The organism is Phocaeicola intestinalis, from assembly GCF_014837065.1.
GTDB classification, from domain to species: Bacteria; Bacteroidota; Bacteroidia; order Bacteroidales; family Bacteroidaceae; genus Phocaeicola; species Phocaeicola intestinalis.
On the sequence record NZ_JACSPP010000036.1, the window covers coordinates 13,815 to 39,063 of the forward strand.

18 protein-coding genes and 1 pseudogene are annotated in these 25,249 nt (G+C 41.6%); 18 read left to right on the forward strand and 1 reads right to left on the reverse strand.

The genetic code is table 11. The features are described from left to right. The first annotated feature begins 7 nt into the window (after positions 1–7). The 18 genes from H9625_RS11310 (at position 8) to H9625_RS11395 (ending at position 23,992) form a co-directional block, all read left to right on the forward strand. Positions 8–781, forward strand: coding sequence for a type 1 glutamine amidotransferase domain-containing protein (locus H9625_RS11310; RefSeq protein ID WP_013617831.1), 774 nt, complete (start codon positions 8–10; stop codon positions 779–781). Positions 782–853: 72 nt separating this feature from the next. Beyond that, complete coding sequence (locus H9625_RS11315; RefSeq protein ID WP_013617830.1) at positions 854–1,093, forward strand: tautomerase family protein; 240 nt, start codon at positions 854–856, stop codon at positions 1,091–1,093. 28 nt (positions 1,094–1,121) lie between these two features. Beyond that, positions 1,122–2,780: a thiamine pyrophosphate-binding protein gene (locus H9625_RS11320; protein ID WP_022039556.1), complete on the forward strand. Its 1,659-nt coding sequence runs from the start codon at positions 1,122–1,124 to the stop codon at positions 2,778–2,780. Between the two features lie 415 nt (positions 2,781–3,195). Next, on the forward strand, positions 3,196–4,389 hold the full coding sequence (locus H9625_RS11325; protein WP_022039554.1) for an MFS transporter: 1,194 nt from the start codon (positions 3,196–3,198) through the stop codon (positions 4,387–4,389). Between the two features lie 59 nt (positions 4,390–4,448). Then, on the forward strand, positions 4,449–5,615 hold the full coding sequence (locus H9625_RS11330) for a PP2C family protein-serine/threonine phosphatase (RefSeq protein ID WP_013617826.1): 1,167 nt from the start codon (positions 4,449–4,451) through the stop codon (positions 5,613–5,615). Between the two features lie 30 nt (positions 5,616–5,645). Further along, positions 5,646–7,502: an AGE family epimerase/isomerase gene (locus tag H9625_RS11335; RefSeq protein WP_013617825.1), complete on the forward strand. Its 1,857-nt coding sequence runs from the start codon at positions 5,646–5,648 to the stop codon at positions 7,500–7,502. Positions 7,503–7,508: 6 nt separating this feature from the next. Next, a complete protein-coding gene (locus H9625_RS11340) occupies positions 7,509–7,817 on the forward strand; it encodes an STAS domain-containing protein (RefSeq protein ID WP_022039552.1) in 309 nt (102 codons plus the stop codon). Between the two features lie 2 nt (positions 7,818–7,819). After that, positions 7,820–9,937, forward strand: coding sequence for a glycogen debranching protein GlgX (glgX, locus tag H9625_RS11345; RefSeq protein WP_191764399.1), 2,118 nt, complete (start codon positions 7,820–7,822; stop codon positions 9,935–9,937). Between the two features lie 43 nt (positions 9,938–9,980). Beyond that, positions 9,981–10,292, forward strand: coding sequence for an STAS domain-containing protein (locus tag H9625_RS11350; RefSeq protein ID WP_013617822.1), 312 nt, complete (start codon positions 9,981–9,983; stop codon positions 10,290–10,292). 12 nt (positions 10,293–10,304) lie between these two features. Further along, positions 10,305–10,718 (forward strand): ATP-binding protein, encoded by a 414-nt coding sequence (locus H9625_RS11355; RefSeq protein WP_013617821.1) that lies wholly within the window; start codon positions 10,305–10,307, stop codon positions 10,716–10,718. Further along, positions 10,705–11,268, forward strand: coding sequence for a DJ-1/PfpI family protein (locus H9625_RS11360; RefSeq protein ID WP_087395003.1), 564 nt, complete (start codon positions 10,705–10,707; stop codon positions 11,266–11,268). Before H9625_RS11355 ends, H9625_RS11360 begins: the two co-directional genes overlap by 14 nt. 214 nt (positions 11,269–11,482) lie before the next feature. Further along, positions 11,483–13,009, forward strand: a complete 1,527-nt coding sequence (locus H9625_RS11365) for a WD40 repeat domain-containing protein (protein WP_087249718.1) — start codon at positions 11,483–11,485, stop codon at positions 13,007–13,009. A gap of 5 nt (positions 13,010–13,014) precedes the next feature. After that, complete coding sequence (locus H9625_RS11370; RefSeq protein ID WP_191764401.1) at positions 13,015–16,029, forward strand: sensor histidine kinase; 3,015 nt, start codon at positions 13,015–13,017, stop codon at positions 16,027–16,029. Between the two features lie 34 nt (positions 16,030–16,063). Next, positions 16,064–16,903, forward strand: coding sequence for a sensor histidine kinase (locus tag H9625_RS11375; RefSeq protein WP_022039547.1), 840 nt, complete (start codon positions 16,064–16,066; stop codon positions 16,901–16,903). Next, positions 16,900–19,275 (forward strand): TonB-dependent receptor, encoded by a 2,376-nt coding sequence (locus H9625_RS11380; protein ID WP_191764403.1) that lies wholly within the window; start codon positions 16,900–16,902, stop codon positions 19,273–19,275. The genes H9625_RS11375 and H9625_RS11380 overlap by 4 nt, the downstream gene beginning before the upstream one ends. Positions 19,276–19,287: 12 nt before the next feature. Continuing rightward, positions 19,288–23,019, forward strand: a complete 3,732-nt coding sequence (locus H9625_RS11385) for a non-ribosomal peptide synthetase (protein ID WP_191764405.1) — start codon at positions 19,288–19,290, stop codon at positions 23,017–23,019. A 14-nt stretch (positions 23,020–23,033) separates the two neighbouring features. Beyond that, a complete protein-coding gene (locus H9625_RS11390) occupies positions 23,034–23,579 on the forward strand; it encodes a nitroreductase family protein (protein WP_022039544.1) in 546 nt (181 codons plus the stop codon). An 8-nt stretch (positions 23,580–23,587) separates the two neighbouring features. Beyond that, complete coding sequence (locus H9625_RS11395) at positions 23,588–23,992, forward strand: VOC family protein (protein WP_022039543.1); 405 nt, start codon at positions 23,588–23,590, stop codon at positions 23,990–23,992. Between the two features lie 937 nt (positions 23,993–24,929). Here H9625_RS11395 and H9625_RS11400 read toward each other — a convergent pair. Then, positions 24,930–25,178 (reverse strand): annotated as a pseudogene (locus tag H9625_RS11400) (transposase domain-containing protein); the annotation flags it as partial. Between the last annotated feature and the right edge of the window lie 71 nt (positions 25,179–25,249).

Below are 25,249 nucleotides of genomic sequence, written 5' to 3' on the forward strand. Positions count from 1 at the left end.
TGAGATTATGGCAAAGAAAGTTTTAATTATTGCAACGAATTATGGTTCATGGGGTGAGGAATTGCAGGCTCCGTGGGATGCATGTAAGAAAGCTGGTTTTGAAGTGACTTTGGCTACTCCGCAAGGAAAGAAGCCGCTTCCTTTCCAAATCAGTGTAGACCCTGATTTTGTAGACGGTGTACAGAATATCAAGACTAATCCGAAAGAAGTTTGCGACCGCTGCAAGGAATTGGTAGATGGTGAAGAATGGGCACATCCGTTGAAATTCTCAGAAGTAAACATGGCTGATTATGATGCGATTGCTTTGACTGGCGGTCCGGGTGCTATGTTGGATATGTGTAATTGCTGGGAATTGCATAAGCTGATTATGGATGCTTATAAGAGCGGTAAGATTGTGGCTGCATTGTGCTATGCCGTTTCTACATTGGTATTCCTCCGCGACCCGGAAAATGATTATAAGTCGATTGTGTATGGCAAGAAGATTTGTGCTCATCCTCGTGCATGGGATTTCTATGGTCCGGGTATGGCTATGTCATACGAATTGTATGGTGCAACTCCTGATAACTGCGGTACGAATGTGATTACTCCGGGATTCTTGTGGCCTATCGAAGATTTGGTTCGTGACGCAGTAGGTCCTAACGGCGCTTGTATAGCACGTATCAATGCAAGTCGTGAAGACCCGCAAGTTTATTACGATCATCCGTTTATTACCGGTACTTCGGTAGAATCATCTATCGCGTATGGTGATATGATTGTGAAAGTGTTGAATTCTCTTAAATAATAATTATAAGGAGAGTCATGTGTGGGGTTAATTCCGCACATGACTTATTCCTTTTTTAAATCCAAAAGCAAAATGCCGGCAATAATAATTCATAGCATTGAGATGACCGACGAGCAAAAGAAGATTGTAGCCGATAAGTTCATCTCTACCTTTTCCGAAGTAAGCGGAGTGCCCAAAGACCGTATTTATCTTTTTTTTAACGGATACGGTTTGAACGAGGCAGCTACAGGCGGAAAATTATTTTCTGAGAATCCTCCTAAAAGCGCGAAAGCAAAGTTTAACGAGGATGAGTGGGCTGATAAACAGAAATAAAACTAACATATAATAAAAAGGATTTATTATGGATGTAAACCAAACCATCGTAAAAGCACTGGAAGATATCGGCGTGAGCTATGTATTTGGAGGGAGCGGACAGGTAAACGCCTCTATGTTGTTGGCTCTGCGCGATTCGAAAAAAATAAAGACCGTTATTATCCGCAATGAGCAGGCGGCGTCGTTCATGGCATGTGGCTACACTATGTTTAACCCGAATAATTTGGGTGTGTGCTTTGCGACGGGAGGTCCGGGTGCGTTTAATTTGTTCTCAGGCATGGCGGTAGCATTATCCGATTCGTTGCCCATATTGGCTATAACAGGATATACTTCAATGGGACAACGGGGAAAAGGTGCGTTGAACGAATCTACAGGATTGAGCCGTACGCCTGATTCGCAGGTGATGTTTTCGGCTACGACTAAAAAATCGTATGTATTGGAGCGGGCAGAAGATACGTGTGATATCTTGGAAGACGCTATAAATACAGCATTCGACGGGCGTCCGGGACCGGTGCATATCCATATACCGAAAGATGTGACTACGGCAGAAGTAACCAATTTCCGTCCGATTAACATCCGTGTAAAAGCGGTTAAGGCAACGGAAGAAGCTCTGCAAAAAGCGGCGGATGCATTGGCTGATGCAATCAGTAAGAATAAGAAAGTGCTGGCGATGATTGGTTATGGTTGCGTGCGTAGTGAGGCATCCGGCGAATTGCTCCAATTAATAGAAAGGTATCAAATACCGTTTGTCCAGACAATGGATGCCAAAGGATTATTGCCGGAGAATCATCCTTTGTGTTTAGGCATGTATGGGACATCGGGTGACAAGGCGGCTAATACGTATTTTCAGGAGGCGGAAGTCGTGCTCGCGATGGGAAATTCGTTCGCTCAAAATGCTACATTCTCATTCCAACCGGATTTATATGCGAATAAACAGTTGATTCATGTGAATATTGATCCGGCTGAAATCAATAAAGTGTATAAAGCTGATGTAGCGGTGGTAAGCGATATCAAATTGGCACTTCAGGAGTTATTGCCTTTATTGGAGAAACGTGATTTGCCCTCCTTGCAAATCGGTGCATTGCCCAACGGGCATTATTATGAGGAACCGGTGCATACAGATGCCCAACGGATTTTTCCGGGAGATATCGTCCGTGTCTTGTCTCAGAATCTGCCAGACAATGCCATTGTAATGGGTGATGCCGGTTCGCACATGTTGTGGTTGAGCTGTTATTTGCAGTTGAATAAGAATCAGCGCTATCAGAATCCGGGAAGTTTCGGACCTATGGCAAGCCATACGAACGGCTGCTTGGGAGTGAAATGCGCTAATCCGGATAAAGTGGTGATTGCAGGCGTGGGTGATGGATGCTATCAGATGGCAGGATTCGAATTGATGACTGCAGTGCAATATAACATTCCTGTTATTTGGATTATATTCAATAACAGTGAATTTAATATCATCAAGAAGTTCTTGCTGAATATGTATAATGACGAGGCATATATGCAGTTTGAGAACCCGGATTTTGTGAAGTATGCCGAAGCATGTGGAGCGAAAGGATATAGGGTAGAAAAATTGGAAGAATTCTTGCCGGCGTTGCAGGATGCCATCGCGTTGAACAAGCCTTGCATTATTGATGTGTTGGTAGATAGTGAAGTGTATCCGCCTTTCAGTTTGGGAAGGGTATAAATAAAAAATGCATGTCCGTAATGAACCGGAGCAATGATGTGCAAAATGAATATATACTGACTTTGCCAAGTCAGTTATTTTCGTGGGCTGTAGCAGTTAACTGGAATTGCTTATGAAGTATATATTCATTTTGCACATCATTGCTCAGGTTGAATACGGACATGCATGGCACGGAAAATTCTTTTGCCGGATCGGACAAATATTTATTCTACCATATCTTTCCTGAATGATAATGCCGGTTCATCATCGGCACATGTGTTTGGCAGAAAGTTGTTTATCAATGATGCTTTGTCGTTACAATGCGGATAAGCCTTCGTATATAGGAGGCGTGGTGAATTATCTGCGCTTGAGTGTGACTGTAGGCAAGCCTGTCCGCATGTTCTTATAAAAAATGGGAGGATAATTGAATATAAAAATGGAAGAGACAAAGAAATATTCGAAAATGTTGATACCGTCTATTTTATCGGTATCTGTGCTTACTATTATGGCACCTACGGCAGTATCTCCTGCCTTGGCTGCTATACGGGATGCATTCCCGCATATTTCGGAAACACAAGCCAAGTTGGTTTTAACCTTGCCTACGTTGATAATGATGCCGATAGGATTGTTTTCCGCGCGTCTTACCGCTAAGATAGACAAGAAAAAGCTTTTGCTTACCGGGATGATACTTTTTCTTGTATTTGGTGTGGCTGGAGGTTTTGTGAACGATTTCCGGCTTTTGTTGTTAATGCGTTTGTTTTTCGGAATAGGTCTAGGCATTATGACTCCTTTATCCACTTCACTGATATTTGATTTTGCTCCGGATACCAATAAACGTAGCAAGCTTTTGGGCTTACAAGGCTCTTTTAACCAGTTGGGCGGTTTGCTTTTTATGAGTTTGTCGGGTGTGTTGGCAAGTATTTCGTGGCGTTATTCGTTCTTGTGTTACGCCTTTGTGGTTATATCAATCGTATTGACCACTTTGTTTATGCCTTCTATTCCACCGTTGGCTTCCCCCAAAAATGCAGCAGGTGGTGCAGGCAAGAAAACGGGAATGAATAAGAAGATATTTGTTTTAGCGTTTTTTGCCATGATGATATTTGCTTGTTACTTTGTGATAAATACCGACTTGGCGTTGTTTATGGACGTGGAGGGTATCGGCAATGCGAAAGAGTGTGGCTATGCGCTTTCTCTGATGCGTATCCCGGCGATTATTGCCGGTGTGTTGCTGGCTTGGATTATGCGGAATCTGAAGGACTGGACCATGCCTTTTGCCACGGTGATAATGGCGGCAGGATATGTCATTATCGCTTGCTCTCATTCGTATGGCGTCTTGATGGCAGGATGTTTGGTCGTGGGGCTTGGCGGCGGCTTCGCTTTGCCTCCCATTTCTCTTTTCTTGCCGCGCATTGTCACTCCGCGCCAGCGGACTTTAGGAGTAGCTATTATCATGTCGGTGGCTCAAGTGGGACAATTTGTGTCTCCGCTTTATACGGACTTGTTTGTAGATAATTCGATGGATGGTTCTGGTAGAATGCGTTTTATTGTGTGTGCCGTTACTTCTGTGATAATCGGTTTTTTGGTGGTGGCATTTGCTCATACTTTGCCGAAAAAACCACTAGAAAATTGAATATTTACGAAGTGAGGTAGAAAGAATTTAAAGGTATAAATTATTAGAATGAATAAGATATGGCAATTAAAATTTTAAGCGTAGACGATGAACAGGACTTGGAAATACTGTTGACCCAGTATTTTCGTCGGAAAATCCGCAAGGGTGAATACGAGTTCACCTTTGCGCATAATGGTTTGGAAGCCTTGCAATTGGTGTTGGAAAAGAAAGACTTTGATATTATTTTGAGTGATATCAATATGCCCGAAATGGATGGGCTTACTTTGTTGACCCGCATCAACGAGATGAGGAATCCGGCATTGAAATGCATTATGGTGTCGGCATACGGCGATATGGACAACATCCGTTCGGCGATGAACAACGGTGCATTTGATTTCGCTACTAAACCGATTGATTTGGATGATTTGTCACGCACGATAGAAAAGGCGATTGAGCAAATAAATTTTGTCAGAGAATCGCAGAATGAACATGATCAGTTGGAGTCTATTAAAAATGATTTAGCGGTGGCTGGTGAGATTCAGCAGGCTATATTGCCTCGTAAATTTCCGCCATTCCCTAAGTTGGCTGATGTTGTTGACATTTATGCCTCAATGACTCCGGCGAAAGATGTGGGTGGAGATTTCTACGACTTTTTCCAGATAGACGAAGAACGAATCGGCTTTGTAATAGCCGATGTATCGGGGAAAGGTGTCCCGGCATCCTTGTTTATGGCAGTAAGCCGGACGTTGATTCGTGCTACAGGCATCAGGGGAGTCCCTTCTCATGAATGCATCAATTATGCTAATAAATTGTTGTGTAACGAAAGTCTTGACTCGATGTTTGTAACGGTCTTTTATGGTATTTACAATATCAAGACCGGCGAGGTGGACTATACGAATGCAGGGCACAATCCTCCGTATTTATTGCGTAAGAATAATACCGTAGAACCATTACCGCTTTCCAAGAATTTCATCGTAGGCGTATTTGATGATTTTGTCTATACAAATTCGAGCTTGACTTTGGAGCCGGGAGACACGTTGATTCTCTACACCGATGGCGTGACAGAAGCCTTTAATGAAAACCGGGAAATGTTTTCGGAAAGCGGATTAGAGAAAACCTTGAAGAGTGTACCGGGTGCAGGGAGCGAAGAAATAGCGGAAGCTATTTTGGAAGACTTGAAGGATTTTGTTGGGAACGAACCTCAAAGCGATGACATTACGATGTTGATATTGAAACGATTGAAATAACACATGTAGTACAATAAAAGACCTTTTTTTATGAAAGACAATTTTAAAGTATTCAAACCTGCCGATAAGATGCAGTTTGAATTTACAGATCTGATTGCCGGATATGTAAGCGATTTTAATGAAAGTGAGAAATGTTTTACGTTGACAACAACAGATAAACGTTCTTTCCCTGTATTGTTAACAGATACTACATTTGCGCGTTTGATGCGTAATTTGGACGAACCTTACCAGGATGCTACTGGTAATCTTTATCAGCTTTTGTCTCAAAATGGCCGTATGGCTTTTGTCTTTGGTATTTTCTATCCCCAACATGACGGGCAGTATACATTTGAAGCAAAACAGATAGATTTTCCGGAAAGAGAATTAGGTAAGTTCCGTTTTGAAGAATCCAACTGGTGGGCTAATCAGGCAAAGAGTATCTGTAACTTTTTTGTCCGTGCGCAGTTCGGTGATGGTGAAATCGATTATGAAAAATACCGTACGGCGGTAAGCCTGGGCGGCAAACGGGAAGTGAACTCTTTCCGCCAGGAAACCGATACGATTTCACGTATGATTTACGGTATGGCTTCCGCTTTTATGCTGACAGGTGAAGACATTTTCTTGGAAACCGCTGAAAAAGGTGTGGAATACCTGAAAAAACACATGCGTTTCTACGATGTAGATGAGAATGTGGTTTATTGGTATCATGGCATTGACATTGATGGGGACAAAGAAAAGAAAATCTTTACTTCTGAGTTTGGCGATGATTACGATGCCATCCCGATGTATGAGCAGATTTATGCATTGGCTGGTCCGATTCAGACTTACCGTGTGAACGGTGACCCTTCTATTTTGCGCGATGCTGAATTGACTATCGACCTTTTCGAACGTTTCTTCAAGGATAAGAAAGGAGAAGGATATTATTCGCATATAGACCCGGTATTGTTGAGTCCGGACAGTTCAAGCCTTGGCCCGAACCGGATGCGTAAGAACTGGAACTCTGTAGGTGATCATGCTCCTGCTTATTTGATTAACTTGTATCTGGCTACTGAGGAAAAGAAATACAAGGATTTCTTGGAATATACAGCCGATACTATCACTACACATTTCCCGGATTATGAGAATAGCCCGTTTGTAAATGAGCGCTTTATGGACGATTGGAGTCATGACCTGACATGGGGATGGCAACAAGACCGTGCGGTAGTGGGGCATAATCTGAAGATTGCATGGAACTTGATGCGTATCAATAGCATCTGCCCGAAGAAATCGTATGAAGAATTTGCCCAGCATATTGCAGAGGTCATGCCTCAAGTAGGTTTGGACGTACAGCGTGGCGGTTGGTATGATGTGATGGAACGCCGTTTGCATGGCAATCAAGAATATTATCGTTTCGCATGGCACGACCGTAAGGCATGGTGGCAACAGGAGCAGGCGATTTTGGCATACGAGATTCTGTATGGTATCTATGGCAAAGAGGAATATTTGAAATATGCACGTGAATCAGCTGCCTTCTATAATACTTATTTCCTTGACCATGAAGACGGAGCCGTTTATTTCAATGTATTGGCTAATGGCTTGCCTTACCTGCTGGGTACGGAACGTAAGAAGGGAAGCCACTCGATGAGTGCTTACCATTCAGTAGAATTAGCTTATCTGGCAGCTACTTATACCAATTTGCTGAATACCAAGAAACCGTTGACCTTATATTTCAAACCTATGGTAAATGGTTTCAAGGATAATGTATTGCGTGTACAACCCGATATCTTACCTGTAGGAAGCGTGAAATTGCAGGAAGTATGGATTGACGGACGGGAATGGAAGAATTTCGATGCAGATAAGTTGACCATACAGCTGCCTGCCGTAGAATATCGTCCGAAAGTCAAAGTCGTTATTGTTCCTAAAGATTGAAAAAAGATGAGTGCGGAAGTTCATAAAGTAGGTTCTGTGTTGGACGCTTCATCCAGCAAAGAAGAACAGCAAGTCATATTGTCTATTTTGGATGAAAACAAAAGTGTGATTTTGGACTTGTCTGAATGTAAGTATGTATCGAGTGCCGGATTGCGTGTCATGCTTTATGCTTATAAAGTAGCTGCATCCAATGGCTTGAATGTGTACTTGGTAGGTGTATCTAAAGAGGTGAGGGAAGTAATGGCTATTACAGGCTTCGAACATTTCTTTAAATACTTCGATACAGTAGAAGAGTGTCAAACTCAAATAGGGTAAGTATGCAGCGAGTAGATTTATTTCCGACGCATGAATATAAAGGATTGAAATTGCGTACAGGGCGTCCTTATCCTTTTGGAGCTACGGTAATGGGAAATGCCGTCAATTTTTCGGTCTATTCCCGTTACGCTACGGCTTGTACGTTGGTTCTTTTCCATAATCATGAACCGGAACCGTTTGTCGAAATACCTTTCCTGAAGGAATTCAAGATGGGAAATGTATTCTCGATGATGGTTTTTGATTTGGATTTCGAGAACATTGAATACGGCTATCGGATGGATGGTCCATGGAATCCGGAAGAAGGGCATCGTTTTGATAAGACGAAAATCTTGATGGACCCGTATGCCAAGCTGATTGCAGGACGTGACGTATGGGGTGCCCAGCCCGATTGGGACAATGTATACCAATACCGTGCCCGTGTGGTTTGTGATGACTTTGATTGGGAAGACGACCTTCCCTTGGAAACGCCGGTGAATGAATTGGTCATTTACGAAATGCACGTCCGTAATTTCACTTGTGGCGCAAATGCGAATGTGAAACATCCCGGGACCTTTGCCGGCATAGCCGAAAAGATTCCTTATTTGAAGGAGTTGGGCGTGAATTGCGTGGAATTGATGCCGATTCATGAGTTTGACGAATTTGAGAACAGCAAACCTTCTCCGGTTGACGGGCATATGCTTTACAACGTATGGGGATATAGCAATGTAGGCTTCTTTGCCCCTAAAGCCGCATACGCATCTACCGGGCGTTTCGGTATGCAGGTAGATGAATTGAAAAATCTTATCAAGCAACTTCATGCCAATGGCATTGAAGTTATCCTGGATGTGGTTTTCAACCATACGGCAGAAGGGAATGAGAATGGGCCTTATATCTCGTATCGGGGTATTGACAATAAGACTTATTATATGCTGACACCGGATGGATATTATTTCAATTTCAGTGGTTGCGGAAATACGTTGAATTGCAATAACCCCAATGTGCGGGATATGATTGTAGAAAGCTTGCGTTATTGGGTAACCGATTATCACGTGGATGGATTCCGTTTCGATTTGGCGGCTATCTTGGGACGTGACCAGAATGGATGTCCGATGCCTAATCCGCCTTTGCTGGAGTCATTGGCTCATGACCCTATTTTGGGTAAAACCAAATTGATAGCTGAGGCATGGGATGCCGGAGGCTTGTATCAGGTAGGTGCATTTCCTTCATGGGGGCGCTGGGCGGAATGGAACGGGAAATACCGGGATAGCATCCGCAGGTTCCTGAAAGGTGACGAACATGTATTGGGCGATGTGAAAGAACGTATCGCAGGTTCAGCCGACTTGTATGCCTCTCAAAACCGGGGCATTAAGGCAAGTGTGAACTTTATTACAGCACATGACGGATTTACATTGATGGACCTTGTATCGTATAATGGCAAGCACAATGAAGCGAATGGCGAGGACAACCGGGATGGAGAAGACAATAACAATAGCTGGAATTGCGGCTGGGAAGGCGAATGTGAAGATGCGGGAATCAATTACCTGCGTCATAAACAGATAAAGAATGCAATATCCTTGTTGATGGTAAGCCAGGGTATTCCGATGATATTATCGGGTGACGAAATGGGGAATACCCAATATGGAAATAACAATGCTTATTGTCAGGATAATGAAATCGGATGGATCGACTGGACGAATCTGCAGAAGAATGAGGACATTTATAATTACTTCCGTAAGATTATCCGCTTCCGTCAGGCTCATAAAGCATTGCGTTTCGAATATCATTTCGGGCATTGTGATTACCGTAATCTGGGATATCCCGATTTCTCATGGCACAGTGTAAAAGCATGGCGTCCTGATACCGGATATAACAATCTGACCGCAGCCTTTATGCTGAACGGGCGGTATGCGGAGACAGACGGGGTGCCTGATGATTTTATTTATGTAGCCATGAATATGCATTGGGACATGCATGGGTTCGAACTCCCGCAATTGCCCGAAGGCATGGCATGGCATGTATTTGCCAATACGGAAATGGCTGCTCCGGACGATATTTGCGAACCGGGAGAAGAGTGTATGATTGAAAACCAGCAGGAAATCCTGGTAGGACCGCGTTCTATCATGATTTTGGTTGGGAAATAGAAAACTGTAAATAGTAAATTGTAAAATTATAAATTAAAAAGATATGGATAATCAATTTGTAATCAATCAGGAAGGTAATACCTTGACTATCGTTTTAGGTGACCAGCTTACTACAGGCAATGCTCCTGCCCTTATGGAAGAATTGAACGGATACAAAGGCAAGGGCATAGAAAAAGTTGTCTTTGATGCCACCAAGCTGGCTTATATTGCCAGTAGCGGTATACGTACCATTATTTTTGCCAAGCAGAAATTGGGCGGAAACCCTGTAATTGAGTTTGTGAATTGCGCTGCTGATATCCGTAGCGTGTTTGAAATGACAGGTCTGCAGAACTACATTTCTTTCGTAAGCAAGTAAGCAGGCAATGCTATGAAAGAATTGGTTTTCAAGCCTATTGCAGGCAGAACGGAAGAAATCATTGATGCCATCCTCCAGACCGGGGAGGTGGCATCATGCACCAAGGAATTGTATGCCATTCATCTGGTTTGCGAGGAACTGGTGGTCAATGTGGTAAGTTATGCTTACCCTGAAGGCGTGGAAGGTTATCTGAAGATTCAGATAGAGAAGGCCGACGGATGTATCACGCTGAAGTTTATTGATGGAGGTGTGCCGTTCAATCCGTTGGAAAGGGATATGCCGGATGTTTCTCTTCCGCTGGAAGAACGCCAGATAGGGGGACTTGGAATCTTCCTTACGGTTCAGATGATGGATAACGTGTCGTATGAACATGTAGGTAATGAAAATATATTGACTATCAAGAAAAAGATTGATGATGAAAAATAAGATAGGAATACTTATAGAAAGCGATTTCTATGAAAATGAAATCTTCTATTATCAGTTCCGTTTCAAGGAAGCCGGGTATGAGGTTCATTTTCTGTCCCGTCTTTGGGGCAACGAGGGCATTACGTTTAGCGGGCATGAATTCAGGGCACCGTTTTATTGTAATGAGAGCTTTGAGGCGCTTGATGATGAGGCTCTTAATGATTATGCAGCTATTATCGTGCCTGCAGGTATGGTGTCAGACCGTCTTCGGTATACCGAAGATGTGACGAAGCTTCCTCCTGCATGTGTGTTCTTGCAAAAAGTATTTGCGCGCAAGGACATCGTTAAGGGAGTGATTTGCCACGGCTTGTGGTTGTTCTCTCCTGTAGCCGAACTGGTGAAAGGAAGAAAGATGACCGTGCATAATAATCTGTTGGGCGATGCCAAGAACTATGGTGTAGAGTATGTTGATGCAGATGTTGTGGTCGACGGAGACTTGGTTTCGGCGCGCACCGGAGGGCATTGTTATTTGCTGGCTTCCGAGATATTGAAAGCGTTGGCAAGCAAATAAAACCTATTAAAAGGGGACGTTTCTTTTGTCCGCAAGTGTGGGTATGTCGTAAGGCCGGCTTGTTGCTGGTAAAAACGCATATACTTGCATGGGCGGACGGAGATAGTTCCATCGGACGGCGGAACTGGCTTCATAAGCCATCGGAGCCAGTTTCGTTTTCTTTGTTAAATGATATATACTGAAATTCGAAGTGAAAAAGCATGGTTGGCATATCTTGAGTGTTTTTCTTCTCGTTGTGGTGGTGATATTGGGATATTTCAATATCGGCTTATCCCGGCGGGTGGATGCTTTACGGGCTCAGCTGGATGAGTATAAGGAAAAAGAAGGTAAGTCGTATGTGGTGGAACGTATCAGCAAACAGATGGAAGACATAGCTTATCAGCAAAAAGATATTTCCGAGAAGCAACGCGAAGAAGCGGTATTCCAGATGGGAGTGGCTGAGCAGATGCGCATACGTGCCGAAGAAGAGCAGAAAAAGGCGGAAGCTTTTTCCCGCAATGCGGTTGAAGCCAGAAATATGGCGGAGAACCAGCGTGAGCTTGCCGTACAACAGCAACTTCGTGCCGAATATGCAAGGAATGTGGCTGATACGTTGAGCAATGTGGCATTGGGACGTGCTTTGGCTTTGCTTTCCAATGTGCAATACAGGGCTGGCAATAAAGATGTGGCGGCTTTGCTTGCGTATGCTTCGTGGAAATATACATCCGAGTATAAAGGAAATGTGTATCAGCCTGTTATTTTTAATGCCTTGGGACAGACCAGTGAAAGTTTTGTGTCCAGGAATCTCCATAAGGGAGGTGTCACGAAGATAGTTCAGTCTTCGGACGGTAAAAACAGTTATGTCTCGGTGAGCAACTATGGAGAAGTGAACCGATGGCGTTATGATGAGGGATTTGCTGGGAATGAAGTGTTGTTCAGCAATCCGGAGTATAGTTTCAGAGATGTTTATTGGGATGAAAATAATGTGGTGTATGCCTTGTCATACGATGGGAGGATGCTTGTCATAAACGGGAAATCGGCAGAGACCTTTCTCTTGCCGGAAGATAACGGGTGGATGAGGATTGTTCCTTTCGGCGACGGACAGCTGCTTTTGGCTTCGGCTATGCACCTTTATATATATGATAAGAAGGAGGACCGGATAAAGAAAACCATTTCTCTATCAGAACCTCTTGCCGCTTTGGGATGTAAAGAAAACCAATGGTTGGCATTCGGTAAGGAAAACGGCTTATGGAGGATAGGGCGTGAAGGGGAACTGGTTCCTCAGGAACATTTTATTAAAGAGCAAGTTACGGCTTTTTCTTGGTCGTCTGACTTGAAAATGGGAGCGGTCGGAGTAGAGAATGGAAATATTTATCTGATAGATGAGACGGGGAATGTGGTAAAATCGCTTGTGGGGCATCGTTCCCGTATAACTCAACTTGAATTTAAAGGGCAATACTTGTTCTCTTCCAGTTATGATTGCACCGTAAGCTTGTGGGACATCAGTGCCAGCAAGCAGGAGGCGGTATCGTTGAAGATTTTATCCGGATGGGTGCATTGCATTTGCATGGCGGAAGATAATACGATATGGACAGGAGATGAGAGTGGAGCAGTGTCGCGTATCATGATTTCTCCCGACGAGATGGCTGCTCTTATCCAAAGCAAACTGAAGCGGGATTTTACCGATGATGAATGGTCGTATTATGTAGGGCGTAATGTTCCCCGCATACGGCTTAAATTAGTAAATAAAATTAAAGATTGAAGACGATGAAACGATATCTTCTGTGTCTGGTGTTTTTGCTGCTTGCCGGTATAGGGCAAATAGAGGCAAAGGACGGGATTCCTTTCTTTGTCAATTATTCTCCTGCGGTTTATCATGCGCACAACCGTAATTTTGATATTGTGAGTGATGATAGCGGCCGGGTGTATGTTGCCAATTTCGAAGGGGTATTGTATTACGACCAGACGGAGTGGCATACGATTCATGCTCCGGGGGTATTCCGGATTACGAAATTATTTAAGGATAACCGGGGACGAATCTGGGTAGGCGGATACAATCTGTTCGGATATCTGACCTCAGGCGGGAATGGAGAACTGGAATTGCAGATGGTATTCTCTAAAAACAATAAAGGTTTTTTGGGCGAAGTGACGGATATCGGGGAGAAGGATGGGAAGATTTATGTTACGACTTCGCTGGGTGATGCGGATATTCAGGATGATTCCATGGACGGTTTCATTGTTAATCAGGACAAATCCGATGATATCCGGTATTATAAAGAGGCATTGGTAAACAAGCGGTTGACGCTGGAGGATGGCTCGGTCTTGTTGGCTACGGCTGGAAACGGTTTTGTGATGTTGGATAAAGAGGGGAATGAAGTGTATGCGCTGACAGAGCAAAACGGGTTGTGCAATAACAATGTGAATGGCATTTATGCAGACTCGTCTGGTTATGTGTGGGGAGCTACCGATAATGGTCTTTTTTTAGTAAATATACATACGGCATATACTTATTTCCGCTCTAACGAGGGCTTATCGGGTGAAGTGCAGTCCATTTGCCATACCGCCGACGGGCTTTACGTAGGCACTTTGCAGGGCTTGTTCTATAAGGAAGGTGATGTTTTTGAACCGATTCGGGCAATCCAGCATGCCTGTTGGCAGCTCCAGCAAGATGCGGCAGGGAATGTCTATGCTTCTACGGCTGGCGGCTTGTATGCCGTATATGGCAGGCAGGCACGGCAAATAACGGGCAGCCATACGCTTTCTGCCTATGTTTGCGGAGATGGAACGTATTATACGGGTGAAGTGGACGGTGTTTATCAGGTCCGGCAGGGTGAAAGGAAACAGCTGAACATTATCGAGAAGGCTACCTATTTTTATGTAGATGACGATAAGACGTTGTGGGTAAGGAATATTTATGGACAGGTGTTCCGTTGCGAAGGAGACTATTCCGGGTATGTTATTCTGGCTCCCGAAAATGCCAAAGGGGAGAAAGACAGTTTTAACAATACGCTTTTCGTCCAGAATGGAATCATATTTGTGTTGAGCCATGTAGGGTTGTTTAAGTGGGATAAGGCAGGGAAAAAGCTGGTAGAAGTGGCGGACCGCTCTTTGTGGTCTTCGGATATCCAATATCCCCAGTTTGTTTATCCCGAGCCGGGCCGGCGTGTCTGGGGAACGAATAATGACGGGAAAAACCTGCATATATACACTAAAAAACAAGGGATGGAGGAGATAAATGCCCTTTTGCGTCCCATACATGATTTGACAATAGGAACAATGGAGACCGATGGGGATGATGTATGGTTGGGAGGAAATTTCGGACTGATTCATTGGGATATGGCGATGAAAGAACCGGATTATGCGAAGAAGTCTCATGTATATCTTCGGCGCATTGTGATTGATAATGATTCGGTGGTATGGGGCGGATTTGATGAGGGAGACCGCCTGGGGGTTACGCTTCCTTTTAAAGAGCTTTCATTTAATAGCAGCATCCGTGATATCAAGGTGTATTTCTCTTCGGACTTGTTCTCTGTCCTGGGGGCAACGGAATACCGTTACCGGTTGGATGTCGGTGACGAATGGTCGGATTGGAGTACGGAGACTTCGGCACGTTTTGCCAATCCACGTTCGGGACGTTATATATTTCAGGTTATGGCACGCGACCGGTACGGGCGTACAACGGAATCATTGACATTGCCTTTAACCGTGCGTTATCCTGTTTATGTACGTTGGTATAGCATCGTATTGTATATCGTTGCGCTTTCATTGCTCATCCTGTTTTTGATAAGGTGGCGTATGCGCCGGCTTTTGGCGGAGAAGATGCGTCTGGAGCATATCGTGGAAGAACGGACCTCGCAAATACGTAATCAGAAGGACGAGATTGAAGAAAAATCCAAAAAGCTGGAGATTGCCCTCGATGATTTAAGCAAAGCTCAATACCAGCTTATCCGTCAAGAGAAGATGGCTACGGTGGGTACGTTGACTAAAGGGCTTGTAGACCGTATTCTGAACCCGATGAATTATGTGAACAATTTCTCGCACATGAGCATCGGGCTGGTAAAAGACATCAAGGATAACCTGGACGATGACCAGGAGAATATGACTTCGGACATTTACGAAGATTCCGTTGACGCACTTGATATGCTGAATACAAACCTGAAGAAGATTGAAGAGCATGGATTGAACACGACGCGTATATTGAAAGCAATGGAGGAAATGCTGAAAGACCGGAGTGTGAATCCGACGCTGATTAATCTGGCATCGATTTGCCGTAAGAATATAGAGATGCTTCATGCGTATTATGCTGAAGATATAGCCGAGTGTCATATCCGGATAGAATCACCGGATAAGGAGGCGATGGTTGTAGCGGAAGTGGATGCAGAACAGTTCAGCAAGGTCGTGATGAGTATGCTGGCAAATAGCATGTATGCGCTTCGGAAAAAACGTCAGCAAGGTAAGGCTTTCGAACCCTTGATACGGTTGCGGGTTTTCATTGATGCCGATTCAAGCCAGGCGAAAGTAAGTATTTATGATAATGGTGTTGGCATTGAGTCCTCTATTATAGACAAGGTATTTGATCCGTTCTTTACCACGAAAACTACGGCAGAAGCGGTGGGGGTAGGTATGTATCTTAGCCGGGAAATCATACTCAATCATGGCGGGGACATAACTATACAATCGGTTAAGAATGAATATACCGAATTTGTTATTTCTGTACCTGTCCACCATCCGGAAAATGGGAAAAAGAATGATGCGGATGAGAAAGGGGAAGAGAATAATTAAGAAAACAAAAAGATTAACTCAAAAATCTCAAGATATGGAAACGATAGAACAATTGAAGCGGCAGGTAGAAAGTTTGCAAGACCAGTTAAGGCAGCAGGAAAAAATGGCTACATTGGGTTTGCTTACGGCAGGAATCGTACACGAGATACGTAATCCGTTGAACTTTGTCATCAATTTCAGCAAGCTTTCTGGAGACTTGATAAAAGATTTGGAAGAAGATATCGAAGCCAATACGGCAGATATTGACGGGGATGACGTAGAGGATATCCGGGATATAATGGAAAGCCTGAAAGAGAACCTGCAAAAGATAAAGGAACATGGCGACCGGGCTATCAGCATCATTCAGAATATATTATTGTATTCGCGTGGGAAAGAAGATGAGTTTATTCCGACGGATGTATGCAAGCTGGTAAAGGAATATGTATGGCTTTCGTATCATGCGATGCGGGCAAATCTGAAGAATTTTAATATCTCTATTTTGGAAGATTATGGAAAGGATATTCCGATGATGTCTGTAGTGCCTCAGGATTTAAGCCGTGCCGTACTGAATGTGATGAACAATGCTTGTTATGCTGTGTGGGATAAGGCGCAGAACGGGGATGCCGACTATAAGCCGACGGTCTCGGTCAAGGTGGAACGGCAGGCGGAAGAGTTGGTTATCTCAATCACCGATAATGGGGTAGGGATGAGCCCTGAAGTGAAACAACGGCTGTTCGAGACTTTCTTTACGACCAAGCCTACAGGGCAAGGTACGGGGCTGGGAATGTTTATCACCCGTAGTATCATTGAGGAGAAACATCACGGACGCATTGAGTTTGATTCAGAAGAAGGCCGGTTTACTACATTTTCATTAATAATACCGATTAAAGCATGAGAAAATGGATTGTTACTTTCTTTTTGCTGGCGGCATCCATGGCATGGGCGCAAGACGATAGTGAGCTGCGCCAGATTTATATGCAGGCAGAAGAAGAATATACCATAGGACATTTTGATGCTTCCATTCGTTTGTTGAATGAGAATATCGCAGGGTTTGACGGGGCATTGAAGACCAGTGCCTACCGCTTGCTTTCGTTGTGCTATTTAGGAAAAGACCATGTACAGGATGCTGAAAAGTATGCTTCTCTCCTTTTGAAAGAAGACCCGTATTATAGCACATCCATTCATGACCCCTTGCGCTTTGCAGATATGATAGAACGTCTGAAACGAGGTGAAGAGACAACTATTACTACAGCATCTCAGCAAGCGGAATCCATAGAAGAAGCTCCGGTACCGGTTACATTGATAACGGAAGAGATGATTAAAGCGATAGGTGCACGTACGTTAAAGGATGTACTTTTAGCGTATGTCCCAGGTATAACTTCTGTTGAAAGTTCCAATGAAGTAAATGTAGCAATGCATGGCGTATATTCTGGAGGTCAGGAAAAAATATTGATTATGTTGAATGGGCAACGTATGAATGCGCGTGTAACGAATAAAGCTGCTCCTGATTATAGTATAAGTTTGGAAAAAGTGAAACAAATAGAGGTCTTAAGAGGACCTGCTTCTTCTCTTTATGGAAATGTGGCACTTATGGCTGTTGTGAATTTGATTACAAAAGATGGATCGGAAATAAATGGAGTTGAGGCTTCTGTAGGATTCGGTAATTTTAAACAGAAAAAGGGAAGTATATTGTTTGGAACACGTTTTATAAATATGGATTTTATGGCATGGGGAACTATTTATGCTTCAGATGGACAAAAACGTTTTGTGGCAGCAGAGAAATCCGTGGGGCCTAATCCACATGACGGATATGCGTGGACGGAGGCTTATAATCGTTTGCCATCTTATGATTTTGGCTTTAATTTTAAATGGTGGAAACTTTCATTGAGTTTTAATCAGCGTTATGGGAAAAAAGTTCCTGTTTATGCTGATGTGTATACTTCAATGGGCTCACTTTATGATTATAATAAATATCGTGTAATAGATGGAGAGGGACCAGGACATGGTATGTCTTTTACTCATGCAGGGCTTTTATATTCAGACAAATTTAATAATTGTTCATTTAATATTGAGGCTTATTTTGATTTAAATAAAAGCAATCTTTATTCTATTATTGGAGATGAAGTTGAAGGTAATGCAACAGATGGTTCTGTATATTATTCAGCTTTGCAAATTATGAAATGGTCAGAGTTCTCTATAGGTGGCACTGCCACACTTAATTATAGTTATCCGCAGATAGGGCATTTAGGGAAAGGTAATATTTTAGCTGGTTTACAAATGGAATATATGCGTTTATATGGAACGGAGGGCTTATTAGGTTCAGATTATACTAATATTACGACGTATTGGCCAACGGATGCGTTTCGTTTAGGGGGAGAATCTACTTATTCTCCTTTTATACAGTTAAAACATTATTTTAATGAAAAGTTGATTTTGAATTCAGGTGTTCGTTATGATATTAAGCGTAGAGTAAATAAGAAAATGAAAAGTTCTATATCTCCTCGCGTCTCTTTTATTTATTTACCGAATAAGAAAATTAATTTGAAATTGAATTATGGACGTTCGTTTGTGGATGCTCCTTATTTCTATAGATATAATCAATCTCCTTCATATCAAGGTCCTGAAGATATGGAACCTGAATATATGGAAGCAATTCAGGTAAGTTTTAATTATCAGCCAATTCCTGGATTAAGTTATAATGGGGTACTTTTTTATAATAATTTAGAAGGCTTAATTTATCGAGATAATGCGGCAAAAAGTGATGAACCTCATTATATAAATGGAGGTAAATTGAAAGTTTTTGGTATTGAGAATGTATTAGAATATCAGCGTCCTCGTTTTAGAGCTAATTTTAATATGACCTATCAATCAGCGTTGAGTGGGGAAAATTATAATTTATCAGGGCATCAAATTTATAATGTTCCAAATTGGTTTATGAATGCAACGTTAAGTGGAAATTTAGTTCATAAAACCGATCATAAGTTTTGGCTTTATGCTAATGGAAGATTAATCGGTAAACAGTTATCTCCTATTGATAATATTCAAATAGGAGGTAATACTGTTGTAGATATGAATTATCAATTACCTATTGTTTTTACAATGAATTTGGGCGCACGTTATTATTTTCATAATGTTGAATTAGAATTAACTACTTATAATCTGTTTGACAAAACATATTATCAAGGAGGAAGCACTTTGGTTCCTTACATTCAACAAGGATTTAGTATATTAGGAACGGTACGATATATTTTAAAGAAAAAAAAATAAGTGGAGGTGTTTATGAAATTGCAGTTGAATCGTTATCAAGATAATTTATGGAGATATGCAAATTTATTTCCTGAAGATTATTATAATTTAGGTTGGAGTGCTCGTTTATCGGCAAATTTGAGGATTGATTTATTTGCTAAAGCTTTTAATTATGTAGTTCATACAGTAGAACTTATGCATAGTGTTTTATTGGGTGATGCAAAGTCTGGTTTTTATTTTGAAGAAACAGATGAAAATCAATCTGTATTTGAGGTGATTTCTTGTTCCTTTGACGAGTGTCAGCAAGATATGGAACGTTTTACAAAACGACCGTTTGATTTGTCTCATGAATGGCCAATTCGTGCGCGTTTGTATCATCTTTCGGATGATTCTTTTATTCTTTTGATTGTTTTTCATCATATCTGTATTGATGGAGTGACAGGTTTAGATTTTTTTTCAATGTTGGAGTCTGTTTATAATCAATTGGATGCAGATGGAAATTATCCGAATTTGGAAATACCTTCATGGGAAGATTCGATTCATCGAATGGAAAATGGACAACGTGCTTTAAGTCTTATAGATTTAAATAATTGGCGAAAGACATTGAGTAATGAACCATTAGAGTTATTTTTCCCAGATGTAAATAATTCAACATCTTATACAGTCAATTTTGAGATGTTTGAATTAGGGGAATCATTAATGTCTCGAATTAATCATATAGCTCGTCAAAATGGTGTAACTGCTTTTATTGTCATCTTGGCAGCTTGGATGATTGTTTTGAGTAGATTTACAGGTCGTAAAGGGATTTTTGTTGAAAATTCCATTAATATGCGTACTACAAAATCAAAAAATCTTGTTGGTTTTTTTGTGAATAATATTCCTCTGTCTGTTGATTTTTCTAATTTGGTTATGGTGAAAGATGTATTTTCTGTATTGGCACAGCAGTGGAAAACTTTGAGGACGTTGCGACATTATACGTGGCCTGAATTACTATCTTTTTTAAAAAGGGAAAATCCGTTAAATGATTTAGGTCGAGTAAATGTTGGCATTAATTTTGCAGGTTGGAGTAATTCCTTTAATCTTTCTTTATCTAATGTTGATTGTCGTTTTTTTCGTCGTCTGGATCATAGTTCTTCTTTAGATCTTTTTTTGGATGTTGAACCAACAAAAACTGGCTTCTCTCGGATTAATTATCATCCTATCTTTTCCATTGAACAAATTCAAATGCTAATAGAGTCATTGCGTACTGTTTTAGAAGTGTTTGTTTCGGATATCGAAAGACCTTTATCTTCTATTTCAATGATGCCTGAAGAAAAACAGAAGCAAATAATGCAATCGTATGAAAATAAATTAGATTCTTTGCCTTCCGTTAAAGAGTCTATTAATGACAGATTTGAGCGGCTAGCAGCATTAAATCCTAATAAGATAGCTATTGTCTATGATGGAAGTAAAATGACCTATCTGACGTTATCTATTCAAGTAAATCGAAACGCTAATTGTTTACGTTTGGTGTACCAATCTCATTTCCATTATGAATTGCCCTTGGGCGAACCGATAGGTATTTATACAAATAATAAATGTCTGGCTATAATCTGGATGCTAAGTATTTTAAAAGCGGGAGGTGCTTATGTTATTTTAGATAGTTCTTATCCATTGGAAAGAATCGCTTTCTTGGTACAAGATTATGGAATACATTGTGTTTTAACCGATGATAAATGTGCGATTGGGGAAAAATTGCCTAAGGATCTTTTTTATATAGATATTTATAATACAGAAAAAGCAGAGAATAATTGTCCTAGAATACATCCATCTTCATTGGCTTATATAATTTCGACTTCGGGAACTACAGGACACCCTAAAGGGGTTCCAATTCGTCATGAACAAGTATTGGAGTTGGTTCAATCAGGCGTTTTTGTTTCAGATGCAGATCAATGTGTTTTACAGTTTGCTAGTCTTTGTTTTGATGCTTCTGTATGGGAGATTTTTTTCACACTTTTACATGGCTCAACATTGGTTATTGCAACAGAGGAACAAAGGCTTGACATGAATAAACTTCAAGATTTATTGATAGAACAGCAAGTTACCATTGCTCTATTTCCTCCTGCTATTTTGCCGAATTTTCCTCATATTGCAATTCCATCTTTGAAGAAAATATGGGTGGCGGGTGAAACTGCTTCGAGAAAGGAAATCGATTATTGGCAGACTCAATGCTCTGTTTTTAATGGTTATGGGCCAACTGAAACTACTGTATGCGCATCTGCATGTCAGTTTGATTTGGAAACTCCTTCTAATGACATTGGTTTGCCTTTACCTGCCGTAACTTGTTATGTGTTGGATGAAAATCAAAATATGGTGCCGGATTTCGTTTGTGGAGAACTTTATATAGGCGGTCCGCAAGTTGCTTCTGGTTATATAAATCGGCCTGAGCAGAATTCTGTTAAATTTATTCCCAATCCTTTTGCTACAGAAAAAGATTATCGTTTGAAAAGAAATCTTTTCCTGTATCGTTCAGGAGACATCGTTTCACGGCTTCCTAATGGTCATTTATTATTCCATGGGAGAACTGATTTTCAAGTAAAAATTCATGGCTTTCGCATTGAATCAGGTGAGATAGAAAGTATTTTGAATCAACATCCTATGATCCTTCAATGTGTGGTACAAGTACAGACTATATCAAATGATAAAGTTTTGGTTGCATATATTTTACCAAAAGAAGAGAGTGCAAATTTATCCGAATTAGAATTGAAGGCGTATTTGTTGGATTATCTGCCTTCTTATATGATACCAACAAAGTGGGTGTTTGTTACAGGTTTTCCTATGACTGTTAATGGAAAAATTGATTTGAAATCTTTGCCTGCTCCTTCTTTGAATGAGGAATTTGTAGAGGTGGACGTTGTAAAGGCTACATCGGTTGAAGAACGTCTTCTTGAGTCGATTGCCAGTGAAGTTCTTCGGATGAAACAAATAAGTGTTACTACAGATTTGTTTGATTTAGGACTTACTTCCATTCAAGTAATGATGATTGTTTCTGGTGCTTCTTCGTTAGGTCTGGAATTGTCGGCTTCGGCTTTTTACCGTTATCGCACAATACGTGAAATTGCCAAACATAAGGATGCTTCTATCTGTTTTTGGCATCACGAAGACAACGATAAGCCTATAGCCGTTATTGTATGTGGAGATACTTATTTCGCCCCTGATTACATTCAATTAGCTGATAAATTGTCGGATAAATATTCGGTTTTGGTGCTTGAATCATATCATGAATATCTATTAGGTAATGCAACAACAGATTGGGAACAAGTGTTGGAGGCATATCTCTCTATTATGCAAAAAGTGTTGGATGGTCGGGCACCTCAGCTTTTATCCGGTTTTTGTTTAGGAGGAGAAATGGCACTCGGTATGGCTTCTCTTCTTGAGAAACAAAGCATACGGCCTGATTTGCTGTTGATTGATAGTTTTGTTAATCGGGATAAAGGTTTGCCTATAGCAATGGATTATCCCGGAACGTCAGAAATTGTAAATGCACGGCGACAGGAGGAAACAAATAGGCTTTTACAGACGCAAAAACTCTCCTCTTATGAAGGTGATATATGTATAATATTGGCAAATCGTTTTACAACAGAGCGTATGCAACTGAATGATGAGGCACTTGTCGCTGCCCGTCGTCAGTTTGAGGAAAATCCTGTTGAATGGAAAAGGCTTTATCCTCAAAGTTCTATTGAATGGCGTAATGCTATCCATTGGGATATATTAAAGAATTTATAAGGAGTGGGATTGATATGATACAGAACGAAACAATAACCAATATCCTGACACGAGTTACGGTCAGGAGGTTTACAGACGAGCCGGTAAGCGATGAGGCGTTGCACATCTTGCTACAGGCAGCCATGGCCGCACCCAGTTCGATGAATTTTCAGCCTTGGCATTTCATCGTGGTGCGTGATGAGGCAGTCATGCAAAAACTCAAGGATTGTTTGCCTTATGCAAAGATGATAAATAAGGGATGTACGGGGATTGTGGTTTGTGGCGATGTGTCTCTTTACGAATCCATCAATAAGATGGATAAGGAAGACAACACACTTTATTGGGTGCAAGATTGTTCGGCTGCATCCGAGAATCTGTTGCTGGCAGCCCATTCTATCGGGCTGGGAGCTGTATGGACGGGAATTTATCCACTGGAAAGCCGTGTGGATAAATTGCGTGATTTGCTGTCTGTGCCTGTCCATATTGTACCTTTGAACTTGATATTGGTGGGGCATCCGGTCAACATTCCTCAACCGAAGAATAAATGGAACAAAACAAAAATACATTACGATAAATTCTGAACACTTGTATGTTGAACGAAATCTTATTCCATCATGTCGGTTATGTGGTAGCCGATATCCGTCTTTCTGCTGCTCAGTTTGCCCAATTGGGGTATGTAGCTGGAGAGATACTTTACGATGAAGGCTTGCAGGTTGAACTTTGTTACCTGACTAAGGAGGGGGCACCTCTTGTTGAGCTTGTACATCAGTTGCAGTCTGGTTCGCTTGAAGCCAGTCTGCTTCATGCCAATGGTGTTATGCCGTATCATCTGGCTTACGAAGCTTTGGGATTTGATAAAGCTTGTGAGGAGTTGCTTGCCCAAGGCTATGAACGGTTGTTTGCCCCGGTACAGGTAGGGGCATTGCAGGGCATTCGGATTTGTTATTTTCATCATCCGGATGCTGGTTATATAGAACTGATAGAGAAACGTTGAACGGTATAATGGCAATGTGGCAATTTGTTAATGTGGCAATGTGTTAATGTGGCAATTTGCTAATTTGCTAATGTGGCGATTTGCTAATTTGCTAATGTGTTAATGTGCTCTCATATTATTCATTAGCACATTAACGCTGCATTTTCATACGGTTTTGTGCGTCAGGCTCAGGAAGCGGTTTGTTACGTTGTTGAGCCGGGTGTGTTGATAATCAGTAACGCTGTTATGTGGGAATATGGTTTTTGGCATGTCACAGTACTTGGCAAAGCTTTTTCATCTATATGCATCGGTGCGCGCAAGTACATGCGGTGACGGACGCAGATAGTTGATAGTCCGTCAGATGATAGCAGACAGTTGATAATCAATGTGCGTAAATTAATCATGCCAATCAGGAGTTAAAGGGGAGTTAGAAGAAGTTATTGTCCGCCGGGCTTTGGGTATCGGTTTCAGAAGCAGGACTATTGACCTTTACCTCCTGAACGAAGTGGTAACTCCTGTGAAACATAACAGCTTTTAATTCCTGATTGGCATGCATTACATTTTTATTTCATGTGTTAAATTGAAAGTCCGGTGTTGAAAATTTGGTGGCAGATGTAGTTGTGAGCCTTCTGAGGCTTTCCCACTTGGACTGGAGGAAATGTTTTTGTGTTAATTTGATAGTCCCTCCTTTTGTTAACTGCTAAATCCTTTAACATAATGTGGTTAAAGTCGTGATGAAAAAGGCTTCAAATGCTTTAGGGAACCGAAATATTTGTTAGAAGCTGTTTTGAATTTATCGTGCGATGATTTGGAATGAGTTTTTGAGGCATTTTCGCTTCTGTGTAAGCATTCGATAAACTACAGTCATTAAATATCTATATAATGATAGCGACTGTTACTATTGGATTCATAGTGACAGTCGCTATAGTTTTGTTGAACCTGTATGTTGACGTTGTGGTTAGTTAGCGGATTCTACAGTTTGTTTGGTCAACAGGCTCTCCGGATGTTGCAGTTTCCATTTGTGCGGAAGAAGGTTAAGCAGTTCCTCATCAGCGGACTTCTTATGATACGGCATTTGGGCAATGATATCCTTCAGGTAATCCCTTGGGTTCACATCGTGTGCCTTGCAGGTGGCCAGCAGGGAACAGATTACAGACATGTTAACGGCAGCCTCGTGATTACCGCAGAAGAGATAGTTCTTGCGCCCTTATGTTGGCATTATATTTATGTTGGCATAATAGAATAAAATATTGTAAATCAATCTATAAGAAATTTTTT

Bases quoted from the DNA above. Each gene is read 5' to 3' on its own strand.
- H9625_RS11350 (WP_013617822.1), top strand. From the start codon at position 9,981: ATGGATAATCAATTTGTAATCAATCAGGAAGGTAATACCTTGACTATC.
- H9625_RS11310 (WP_013617831.1), top strand. From the start codon at position 8: ATGGCAAAGAAAGTTTTAATTATTGCAACGAATTATGGTTCATGGGGT.
- H9625_RS11370 (WP_191764401.1), top strand. From the start codon at position 13,015: ATGAAACGATATCTTCTGTGTCTGGTGTTTTTGCTGCTTGCCGGTATA.
- H9625_RS11335 (WP_013617825.1), top strand. From the start codon at position 5,646: ATGAAAGACAATTTTAAAGTATTCAAACCTGCCGATAAGATGCAGTTT.
- H9625_RS11360 (WP_087395003.1), top strand. From the start codon at position 10,705: ATGATGAAAAATAAGATAGGAATACTTATAGAAAGCGATTTCTATGAA.
- H9625_RS11395 (WP_022039543.1), top strand. From the start codon at position 23,588: ATGTTGAACGAAATCTTATTCCATCATGTCGGTTATGTGGTAGCCGAT.
- H9625_RS11340 (WP_022039552.1), top strand. From the start codon at position 7,509: ATGAGTGCGGAAGTTCATAAAGTAGGTTCTGTGTTGGACGCTTCATCC.
- H9625_RS11330 (WP_013617826.1), top strand. From the start codon at position 4,449: ATGGCAATTAAAATTTTAAGCGTAGACGATGAACAGGACTTGGAAATA.
- glgX (WP_191764399.1), top strand. From the start codon at position 7,820: ATGCAGCGAGTAGATTTATTTCCGACGCATGAATATAAAGGATTGAAA.
- H9625_RS11315 (WP_013617830.1), top strand. From the start codon at position 854: ATGCCGGCAATAATAATTCATAGCATTGAGATGACCGACGAGCAAAAG.
- H9625_RS11325 (WP_022039554.1), top strand. From the start codon at position 3,196: ATGGAAGAGACAAAGAAATATTCGAAAATGTTGATACCGTCTATTTTA.
- H9625_RS11385 (WP_191764405.1), top strand. From the start codon at position 19,288: ATGAAATTGCAGTTGAATCGTTATCAAGATAATTTATGGAGATATGCA.
- H9625_RS11375 (WP_022039547.1), top strand. From the start codon at position 16,064: ATGGAAACGATAGAACAATTGAAGCGGCAGGTAGAAAGTTTGCAAGAC.
- H9625_RS11380 (WP_191764403.1), top strand. From the start codon at position 16,900: ATGAGAAAATGGATTGTTACTTTCTTTTTGCTGGCGGCATCCATGGCA.
- H9625_RS11355 (WP_013617821.1), top strand. From the start codon at position 10,305: ATGAAAGAATTGGTTTTCAAGCCTATTGCAGGCAGAACGGAAGAAATC.
- H9625_RS11320 (WP_022039556.1), top strand. From the start codon at position 1,122: ATGGATGTAAACCAAACCATCGTAAAAGCACTGGAAGATATCGGCGTG.
- H9625_RS11390 (WP_022039544.1), top strand. From the start codon at position 23,034: ATGATACAGAACGAAACAATAACCAATATCCTGACACGAGTTACGGTC.